Raw genomic sequence first — 11827 nt, forward strand, 5'->3', positions numbered from 1 at the left:
CACGAATAATTAGTAAATAGTACTGGACAAAAACTGGACAGTTTTTAGTAAATATTTAATTATCAGGCAATTAACACAATAAGGTTCGTCTTCTCAATAATTGTAGGTAGGTTGTGTTTTTCAGGAATTTATACTTGGTAATATTTAGTTATTAGAGCTTTCTGGTAATTGTTCTATGATTTGATAGGTACTAAAATTTAGAAAGTTTCCAGGATGCGCCAATACATTTTGTAGAATGAAAGGTGTATCTGGATTGGTTCCTGAATATTGTGTACTTCCATCCATATTGGCATCGTTGGTATCGTAACCACTAACGGCATAGGTTGGAAAGTTTAAGAAGTTTCCAGCATCATTTAATACGGAAGCTAAAATTTTAGTCACATCTGGATCTGTTCCTGAATATTGAACAAATGTATCTTCATTTGCATTTCCTGTCCACATCCCAACAAAATTCGTTGGCATTCCAAAGGTCGTTTGTGCATTGATTCCATAGGTAATTTGGCTGCTCTCGTTTGTAAAATCTACGGAAGTGATAGCAGTCGTTAGCGCCACTGTATTGAAGGTCATGACTCCTAAATGATTTCTATGTTTAATGACGATATGATAGTCACCCACATTTTGATTAAAACCTAATTCAGAAATTCCATCTACGGTTACCACATCACCGTCACGTTGTAGCAATGCTGATTGCGCATCTATTACCAAGGTATTATCGGTAGCATCGCGCAATTCTACCCAAATCCAATCGACAATAGCATCCGTTCCTGTAGTATTGAAAACAGCAGCATCACAGGTTGCGTTATCACTGTACGGACTTGTTGTTGGTATGAGTGACAATGTTCGTAAATCATCACGCATCAATGTTTCTTCTCCTGTAATTGGATTTAAAGCGGCACCTTGCAAATATACTTTTGGAGCTATTAGAATAATATCACAACTTACATCATTATAACTAGCTTGTGCATCTTTTTGCCAACTGCTGTAATTACCCATTCCTGCTGTAGCAGCTGCGGCATCATCAACTTTAATACAAGTTAGATTTGGATTCCCATACACTTCAAATTGCGTCATACTCGTATTGTATCCATTTGCAATATTTAAACTTGTAAGTTGATTGTCATGAGCGAATAAATAGTTAAATACTGGATGTTGACTAAAATCTAAGCTTGTGATTTGATTTTCAAAACATTCTAAGCCTTGTAGAATTGGATTTTGAGTAATATCCAGACTCGTTAACTGATTTCTTGAACAATCTATATAGTAAAGGTCTGGATTTTGAGTTACATCTAACGCTGTTAAATTGTTTCTATCTAAATCTAATTCGATAAGATGTATGTTTTGAGTTACATCTAATGTTGATAAGTTATTGTTGCTACATGATAAAGTCATCAGCGCAGTATTTTGAGTGACATCCAAACTCGTCAATGCTCCATCTAAAAACACCAAGGTTTCTAAGAGTAGATTTTGACTCACATCAATACTTTCAAATAAACCTTTACGAACAATGAGTGTTTTGAGTGCTGTAAAATCTTCAATTCCTGTCATATCCGCAATCAAATCATCGTTGGAAGGAAATGGCCCCAAAAATATGTTCAATGAAGTTACGTCTACTATATTGGCTGTGGTTACATAATTGTCATTGTCTATTCCGTTACCATAATTAAGATTTTCTAAATAGGCTTCAAAATTAGCATCGGGTACATATGTTTCATCACAATGTTCGCCATAGGAAGCTGTTGTGTCTTTTAGCCAATCTGGAGTACTTAGATATGAAGCGTTTTCATCATCGACATTGATACAAGTTAGATTTGGATTGTTGGTCGCATCAAAATAGCTGATATTTATAGTATTTCCATTTTGAACATTCAAACTTGTTAATTGATTGTTTTGCACTTCAATTGCTCCCAATGCAGTATTCGTAGAAAAGTCGATATGTTCTAGTAAATTGCCTTGCGCTATAATTGCTGTCAAAGCCGTATGTTGACTTAAGTCTATTGTGGTAATCTGATTGTTACTAAAAATTAAAAATATCAATCCTGTATTATGCGTTAAATCGACAGTTGTGACTTGATTATCACTAAAATTAAGATTGTTTAAAGTCATGAAATCTTCAATTCCCGTAAGGTCTGCTATGTTTTGATTGTAGATTTGTAAGCTCGTTACATTTTCTATATCATCCGTATTTACATAGTCGTCGTTGTCAATTCCATTTCCCATACTCGTTTCATCTCCAATGCTTACTATATTTCCGCTAGCATCATGAGTTTCCAAATAGTTTTCAAAATTATCGTCGGGTACATAGGTTTGCCTACAGTCTTCATTAAAAAATGTATGTACATCTTTAGCTACCCAATAGGTATTGGCATGCGTGACATCATCTACTGAAACACAACTTAAATTCGGATTGTTTGTTGACTTAAAATTAGTTATGCTTGTCGTATTTCCATTTTTTAGATTGATCGTTGTTAAAGCATTGTCTGTAACTTCTACAGTTTCAAGCAATGTATTTAAGGAAAGGTCTAGTGTTTCTAATTGATTGTTGTTGCCTGTAAAATATTCTAAATTGGTATTTTGAGTAAGATCTAGTAAAGTCAATTGATTATTAGCTGTATTCAATGACTGTAATGCTGTATTTGTTGTTATATCCAAACTTGCCAATTGATTGTTACTACAATCTAAATCTGTTAATAGTGTATTCTGACTCAAGTTTATGTTCGTCAACATATTGTCTTGACAGCCAATCGTTGTAATTAAGGTATTTTGAGAAAAATCGAGACTCGTCAATTGATTGTTTCCTATCACAAAATAGCTCAATTGCGTATTTTGAGATAGATCAATCGTTGAAATTTGATTGTCTTCAAGGTATAAATAAGCTATCGCGGTATTATTTGTAAGATCGAGACTTGTTAATTGATTATCATTAACAGCTAAGGTATTTAATAGTACATTTTGAGTCACATCTAGACTTGTAAGTTGATTATCAAAACAATTGAGATCAAATAAGGCAGTATTTGCGGTAACATCTAAATTCTGAATTTGATTGCGAGAACAATTTAAGTTTGTAAGCGCTACAAAATCTTCAATTCCAACGAGACTTACAATTCCTTCATTAGGAACATTTAGATTCGTTACGTTTTCTATATGAATAGTAGCTACAGAATTATCATTTGCAATGCCATTTCCCATACTTGTTGGATCACCTACAAGAACTGTATTTCCAGCTGCATCATGAGTTTCTAAATAGTTTTCAAAATTTGCGTCAGGGATATTTGTCTGGCGACAATCTGTAGTAAAAAATGATTGTGCATCAATATCACTCCATTGATTTGTGGAATAGACTCTATCATCTACTTGAATACAACTTAAGTTTGGGTTATTGGTCGCATTAAAAAAGGTGACATTCGCATTATTTCCATTTTTCACATTTACTGTTGAGAAATCATTATTTCTACAATCTAAATACGTTAGGTTCGTAAGATTACTTAGATCGAGTTCTCCAGTAGTTCCTGAATTATGCACCAATACTTGACGAAGCAATGTATTGTTAGAAAGATCAATAACATCTGTTAGCGTTGGTATTGTGAATGCCCATAATACTTCTAAAGCGGTATTGGTACTTACATCCAGACTGGTCAAACTTGTATTATTAATTCTGATATAATCTAAATTCGTCAATCCTGTTAGATTCACAGAACTAAGGTTTCCATTACTATGTGCTGTAAAACGTTCTAAATTAATAAGGTTTGAAATATCAATCGTAGTATTTGTATTACTTTCAATACGTAATTGCGTTAATCCCACAAAATCTTGAATTCCAGTAAAATCTGCAATTCCTCTTCCGCCAACATATAATTGAGTTACCGTATTGATCGCTGTTGTCGTTACATAATTATCATTTTCAACACCATTTCCCATACTTGTAGGATCGCCTGCAAGAACTTCATTTCCGGAAGCATCATGGGTTTCCAAATAGTTTTCAAAATTGTCATCAGGAATGTACGTTTCGCCACAAGTAAGATCATAACTACTTTGCGCATCTTTTACCCAAATATCAGCTAAATAAGACGCTGTAGGGGCATCTACTTTGATGCAAGTTAAGTTTGGATTTACATCTAATTTACTAGTGGTCAACGCTCCATTGTTTCCGTTTTTTATGTTTAAACGTGTTAATTGATTGGACGAACAATCAAATTCTATCAATTGCGTATTTGAGCGCACATCTAACTCTGTTAATACATTGTCATTGCAATATAACTCCGTTAGTAATACGTTTTGGCTCACATCTAAATTTACCATATTATTAATGCTACAATGCAATTCCGTTAGCAATACACTTTGACTTAGATCTAAGGTAGCAATGTCATTGCTGTAACAATGCAACTCTGTTAATACTGGATTTTGACTTACATTTAAGTTGACGATGTCATTATTGTAACAATGTAACTTTGTTAATACTGCATTTTGACTTAGATCTAAGTTTTCGATGTCACTGTCGAAACAATATAATTCCGTTAGTAATACATTCTGACTTACATCCAAACTTGTTAGTGCATTGTCATGGCAATATAGTTTAGTTAAAGCTGTATTTTGACTTAGATCTAAACTTGTGATACTTGTGTTAGCGCAATCTAATTCTTGCAATCCAGTGAAGGCTTCAATACCTGTTAAATCATCAACACTATTAGTATTACTTACATCTATAACCGTAATAGTTGCTGCTCTATGATTTAATATGTTTGAACCAGCAATTGCTCCGTCTAATTCTGGAATTAGTTGTAATCTTTCTACAAAATTAATGTCGAGAATTTCTGTTAGTGCACAATCTACATCGCTAAGCAACATTGGGTTTACAAAACTCCAGTTCTCCTGTGAGTATACAGGATCATCCACTAATATACAATCCAAATTGGATGATGCATCACCGATAATAATGTCGGTAATATTGACGTTGTTTCCGTTTTTTATATTGAGAGACACTAAATTAGGGTTCGTATCTACTCTTAGGATGGTTAATGCTGAATTTTGAGAAAGGTCTAGTGCGGCAACATTGATTCCAGAAGCATATAACGTTGTTAGGTTGGTATTTGCTGTAAGATCTAAGCTAGTTAAATTGGTGTTTGAACAGTATAACTCCGTTAATAATACATTTTGACTTACATCTAAGCTTGCGATATTATTATTGAAACAATGTAACTCTGTTAGCAACACATTTTGACTTACATTTAAGCTAGTCAATGCATTGTCATTACAATATAATTTGGTTAAGGCCGTATTTTGACTTAAATCTAAACTTGTGATATTTGTGTTAATACAACTTAATTCTTGTAATCCTGTAAAAGCTTCAATACCTGTAAAATCATTAACACTACTACCAGTAATACTTAGAGTAGTTAGTATCGCTGCTTTATGATTTAATATGTATGAACCAGCGATTGCTCCGTTTAGTTCTGGAATTATAGATAATCTATCTCGTAAACCTTCACTAGGAACTTCTGTTGTTGCGCAATCTACATCGCTAAACAAAATAGTATTTAAAGAACTCCAGTTTGCTCGTGAATATGCAGTATCGTCTACTAAAATACAAGATAAGTTGGACTCTGAAGTGCCAATAAAAATGTTGGTAATATTGGTGTTGTTTCCGTTTTTTATATTTAGCGCTGTTAAGTTAGGATTTGAACTTACTCTTAGTATGGTTAATGCTGAATTTTGAGAAAGGTCTAGTTCGGAAATATTGGTACCAGAAGCATTTAACGTTGTTAGGTTGGTATTTGCTGTGAGATCTAAGCTCACTAAATTGGTATTTTCACAATTCAATGTTTCTAACTGTGTAAGCGCACTTAGATTTACGGTAGTAATGTCTGTACCTGCACAATTCAAATTTATTAATGAAGTAAAATCTTCAATTCCTGTGAGATCTAGAATATCTCCAATAAGATCTAATGTAGTTACGTTTTCAATATTTGCTGTAATTACATAGTTATCATTGGCAATCCCATTTCCCATACCATTAGATTCTAGCGCAGTTTCGAAATCAGGATCAGGAATATTTGTTTCCCCACAATGATTTCCAAAGCCAGACAATGTATCTACATCCCAATCTGCAAGAAAACTTGCTGCTGTATCATCTACATTGATACATACTGGATTATGATTGTTTTGTGCTCTAAAAATATTGATTCCACTATTGTTTCCGTTTTTTATATGTATTCCTCGAAATGAATTGTTATTTGCCAACACAGTAGTTAATGCCGGATTTGTATTTAACGAAAGGATTTCAAGCACATTGCGTTCGCATTCTAGTATTTCTAGTGCGGCAAGTCCGGTAACATCAATGGTTTGTAATACATTGTCGTTGGCATATAGTGTTCTTAAATTTAGATTGCTCGTTAAATCTAAATGTACCAATTGTAATGCATTGCAATTGAGTTCTTCTAATGCGGTAAAATCTTCAATTCCTGTTAAATCGCTGATGTTAGAAGTGTTTGAAGTGTTTTCACCAGCAGGTCTATTCTGTACATTAAAACTTAGAACGGTTACGTTTTCGATATTGGCAGTCGTTACTAACTGATCGTTTGCAATTCCATTCCCCATACCGTTGGCTTCCAAAAAAGCTTCAAAATTAGCATCGGGAATCGTGGTTGTTTGTGCAATAGCAGTATGACTAATAAAAGTAACTAAGAGAATAAGAAGGAATTTTTGTTTCATTGCAGATTTGTTTTTTGAACAAGACAAACCTACAGGTAAAACCATAAATAATACATAAATAATACTGGACAAAAACTGGACAGTTTTTAGCATCTATTTAATTTTCAGTGAATTAACATAATAAAGCTCGTCTTGTCAATAATCATAGATAGATTCCGTTTTTTCGGAATTTATAATTGGGATTATTTAGTTATTAAAGTTTTCTGGCAATTGTTCTATGATTTGATAGGTACTAAAGTTTAGGAAGTTTCCTGGATGTGCCAATACATTTTGAAGGATGAAAGGCGTATCAGGATTTGTTCCTGAGTATTGACTATTTCCGTCCATATTGGCATCGTCTATTTTATATCCAACAACACTATAGGTTGGTAAGTTTAGAAAGTTTCCAGCATCATTCAATACTGTTGCCAAAATAGTTGGCGCATCAGCAATTCCTCCTACGTATTGAATTGCAATATCTTCATTTGTGTTTCCTGTCCACATGGCAACGATTCCGCTTGGCATTCCAAAGGTCGTTTGTGAATTACTTCCGAATGTAATTGGATTGCTAGTGTTTGTAAAATCTACGGAAGTGGTCACAGAAGTTAACGTAATCGTATTCGCCGTCATGATTCCCAAGTGATTGCGATGTTTTATGGTGATATAGTAATTTCCAGATGGAACGTTGAAATTCAGATTCGAAATTCCGTCTACAGCTACGACATCACCATCACGTTGTAGTAATGCAGATTGACGTGCTTTGATTGCTGTATTGATGGTTGCATCTCTGAGTTCTACAAAAACCCAATCGACAATTGCATCAGCTCCTGTACTATTGAAAACAATAGCATCACAGGTTGCGTTATCACTATACGGACTTGTGGTAGGCAACATTCCTGCAACTCTTAAATCATCGCGCATCAACGTTTCTTCTCCTGTATTTGGATTTAAAGCAGCGCCTTGCAAAAATACTTTTGATGAAATTTGAACATCACAACTGACATCATTGTAAACGGTTTGATCATCTTTATTCGTCCAAAAACTTGTGGAATAGGTAGCATCATCGACGACGACACAGGTTAGATTTGGATTTTCATAAATCTCAAAATTTACAATATTCATATTCGTGCCGTTTGCAGCATTTAAACTTGTCAAGGCATTCGTTTGACAAAACACATATTCTAAGGCTGTATTTTGACTTAAATCTAAACTCGTTATTTGATTTTCTACACAGTCTAATTCTTCTAATAAAAGATTTTGTGATACATCTAAACTTGTAAGATTGTTGTTGTAGCAATATAATGATTGCAGTGCTGTAAAGTCTTCTATTCCTGTGAGATCGGCAATGTTTTGATACGGAATGTTTAGTGTTGTTACTGTTTCTATTTTTGAAGTGAGCACTAAATCATCATTCGAAATTCCATTCCCCATATTATTACTTTCTAAATAGTCTTCAAAATTATCATCTGGCACGTATGTAGTCTCATAACAGTTTTCTCCATAAGAAGATGCATTGTCTTTAAAAGGCCAATTTCCTTGTGAAAAAGCAACATTATCTACATTGATACATTCCAAATTTGGATTTCCAGTTGCATTAAAAAAGATTGGAGGAATGTTGGTGTTGTTTCCGTTTTTGATATCTAAAAACGTTAGTTGATTGTTGCTCACATGAAATGAATAGATTTCTGGGTTTCCAGAGACATCAATACTAGTAAGGTTATTATTTCCAATTCTAATCGTTCTAATTACAAGATTATTGCTGAGATCGATACTGTTTAAACCTGCATTTTCTAACCGCAGTGTTTTTAATGCTGGATTATTGGAAAGATCAATGGTGCCAATTGTGTTGTCATCTCCTCGTATTTCTGTCAATGCGATATTTGTTGTCACATCAATATTTGTAATGTTATTTCCTTCATAATCTAAGGTCAACAATGCTGTCAAACCAGTGATGTCTATGCTGGTTAAGTCATTAAACTCAGCATCAATATTTGTGAGGTTTGTATTTGCTGTCAGATCTAAACTTACCAAGTTATTACTAGAAACGTCTACAGATGTTAAGTTGAGATTGCTTGAAAGATTGATAGCGGACAGTGTATTTGTTTTTGCATTTAAAATTCTTAATGCTTTAAATCCTTCAATACCTGTTAAATCGGAAATGCTTAAGTTTTTCACATCTAAATCTATGATTATGTCTATGTTCGCAGTGGTCACGTACATATCATTTGCAATGCCATTTCCCATGCCATTGTTTTCTAGATAGTTTTCAAAATTAGCATCGGGAACATAGGTTTCATAGCAATGTGCGCTAAAAGTTGCCTCCGTGTCTTTTAGCCAAGTAGCCATATAATCTTCTGTTTCATTGTCTACATTGATACAGGTCAAAGCTGGATTTCCAGTAGCCGTAAACTCAATAATCGCATTATTCCCATTTGCAATATTTAGAAAGTCTAAATTATTATTGTTAGCATTTACTTTTTCTAATATTGTATTCGGAACTAAATCTAATGTTGTTATTTGATTATCTGGAATAGAAAGTTCTTTTAAAGCAGTGTTTATAGTGATATTTACACTGGTGAGATTGTTATTGTCGGCAATTAAATATGCTAAATTTGGACATTGGGTTACATCTAAATTTGGCAAATTGTTTTGAGAGAAGTTTAGATTTTCTAAGACTGTATTTTGGGTAAGATTTATAGAACTTATGCCGTTATTACTACAATTTAATGCAAGTAGATTTACATTTTGAGTAACATTTAGCAGCGTTAAATTATTTCCAAAACAATCTAAATTTACGAGCACTCCGTTATGAATAAGATCTATAGCTGTCAAATTGTTATTCTGACAATACAGATTGATCAAAGCATTATTCTGAGAAATATCTAAGTCAGTAAGCGCGCCATCTTCAATGTGTAGTGTTTCTAAGAGACTGTTTTTACTGAGATCAACACTCATAAATAGATTGTTACTACAGTTTAAAGATTGTAGACTTGTAAAACTTTGAATACCTGTTAAGTCTGAAATATTTAAGTTGGACACGTCTAAAGTTGTGACTCCGGAAATGTTCGTTTTGGTTACAATATCATCATTGGCAACTCCATTTCCCATGCCATTGCTTTCTAAATAGGCTTCAAAATTATCATCTGGCACATAAATACATTTGTTATTATCTGTCATACGACTGCATTGTTGTGGCGCCGAAAAGACACTCATTGTATAGTTAGCAGCATCTATATCATCTGCAAATAGTACAAATTTAGATACGCCAGGTCCTAAATTATAATGCATAATATTATCAGTATTGATCACGTGAGCTAGTTGATGTGTATGTCCTAATTCGTGTAAAGCCACCGATTTAAAATCGTATTGCGACGGATTTGGGATTCCATCTCCGTAGTAAAAATAAATATCGTCATTCCAAGTAATGTCCATTTCTCTGGCAAACGCATTTCCGGTGCCCGAACATATATTTGTGGATCTTGTTACGACTTGTCCAAGGACGCCTGTTGGCAATTCACTTCCATTGTCAAAACGTACAATATTAATTCCGTCATCAGCTACAACGTCCACTGCTGTCGTGTCTCCAAATTCAAAATTGATTCCACTTTCACAATTCCATAAATCAAAAGCTTCTTCAAAGTATGGTTTTGCGTCACTTGTATTAAAGTCATCATGATACGTAAAAGCAAAGCTTCCGTTAGTCGTTTCTATCGTAGTTGGATATGCTACGTTTGAAGTTGAAATCGCATTGGTATGACTGTACGGTATGGTAAGTGTGTCCGTACTTGTTGTTGTTCCATCAGCATTCATGACCTGAATCGTCCCTGTTCCTGCAGTATGTGGAACTTCCACTACGATTGATTCATTACTCCACATAATTATCTGAGAATCCAGCGCGGCAACATGTGTAGCACCTCCGTCATTGGCTCTCGAAAATAATACCTGTCCTGTAGTGGTTCCGAAATCTGTTCCGCTTATGGTAAGCGTAGATTTTGTTCCTGCCGTTATCGTTGTAGGCGCAAAACTTGATATTGTAGGCGCTACCATCAATACATTCATGATTGGAGTTGTTGGTCTTTCTTGAATGATTGCCATTCGTTTGTTGGTAGCTTGTTCTAGTGTAGGATATAAATCGTCTGCAATAGATTGATACCTATCAAATACACCAAATGCTTTGTTGGTTGCACGATCATATTTAATATATCCTTGTGCAGCAGCAACCATTGTATAGGTAGTCTGCTGAATATTAAATGTATGATTGGAGTTTTTAAGAAAAAATACACCTTCATATCCATTCTTTAAGTTTGCTGTACTAGAAACTTCTTGAAGTTGATTGTCAACCTGTCCGCCTTGTGTTTCAATAAAAATTGTCCTTGCGGTGGTTCCTTTTGCATTTTTATATACCGAAATTTCATGAATGGTATATATATTTTGATGCGGCGTATCCCAATAGCTTTCACTGCTGATCACTTTTCCTTCCACAATCAACGTAGCTTCGTTTGTTCTTTCCTGCATCGAAACAGGTTTCATTAATGAATTACATTCTTGGGCTTGAAAATGCAACGAGATGAATAAGGTAAATAGTAGTAGGTATTTTTGTTTCATAGTAAGTTTAGATTAAAACAGTATAAACCTACGGGTAAAACAAGTGATTACAGTTACGTGTTGCTAGACAAAAACTGGACAGTTTTTAATAAATATTTAGTTTTCAGCGGATTGCTCTAAGAAGTGAATTACGTCAACATTTTTATCGAGTGATAATTTTTTTCGAAGTCTGTATTGTGTTTTTAATACACTATCATTGGAAACTCCTGTCATATTTGCAATTTCTTTGGTTTCTAAACTTAGTTTTTTTAGAATTAGAAAACGAATTTCAGATTTTGTGAATTGAAAATTAGCATCTTTTAAACTCGTTAGAAAATCAGGAAAAAGTAATTCAAACTTGTCCCTAAAATGTACCCAATCATCATCGGTCAGAATTTTTAGTTTTAAGATCTCTTGCTTTGCTTTGATACGTTCTTCAGCATTGGTACTATTTTTAAGTTTATTAAAAGCATTTGTAATTTGTTCTTTTTCTCGCACTAATGCTTTATTCTCTAATTCTAGGACACGTTTTTTGTATTTAAAATCTCTTTTCACCAAA

At 34.0% G+C, this 11827-nt stretch carries 3 protein-coding genes; all 3 read right to left on the reverse strand.

Annotated elements, in window-relative coordinates; translation table 11 throughout:
• Positions 1–144: 144 nt before the first annotated feature.
• On the reverse strand, positions 145–6705 hold the full coding sequence (locus ACRBBL_RS24175) for a hypothetical protein (protein WP_431371673.1): 6561 nt from the start codon (positions 6703–6705) through the stop codon (positions 145–147).
• Positions 6706–6891: 186 nt separating this feature from the next.
• Positions 6892–11289, reverse strand: coding sequence for a matrixin family metalloprotease (locus ACRBBL_RS24180; protein WP_431371670.1), 4398 nt, complete (start codon positions 11287–11289; stop codon positions 6892–6894).
• A gap of 96 nt (positions 11290–11385) precedes the next feature.
• A partial coding sequence (locus tag ACRBBL_RS24185; RefSeq protein WP_431371671.1) for a helix-turn-helix transcriptional regulator occupies positions 11386–11827 on the reverse strand: 442 nt, incomplete at its 5' end.

Origin of the sequence: Kordia sp. (genome assembly GCF_050633145.1) — a bacterium.
GTDB lineage: Bacteria > Bacteroidota > Bacteroidia > Flavobacteriales > Flavobacteriaceae > Kordia.

Excerpts from the sequence above, each read along its gene's own strand:
- ACRBBL_RS24175 (WP_431371673.1), bottom strand. The coding sequence starts at position 6,705 with ATGAAACAAAAATTCCTTCTTATTCTCTTAGTTACTTTTATTAGTCAT.
- ACRBBL_RS24180 (WP_431371670.1), bottom strand. The coding sequence starts at position 11,289 with ATGAAACAAAAATACCTACTACTATTTACCTTATTCATCTCGTTGCAT.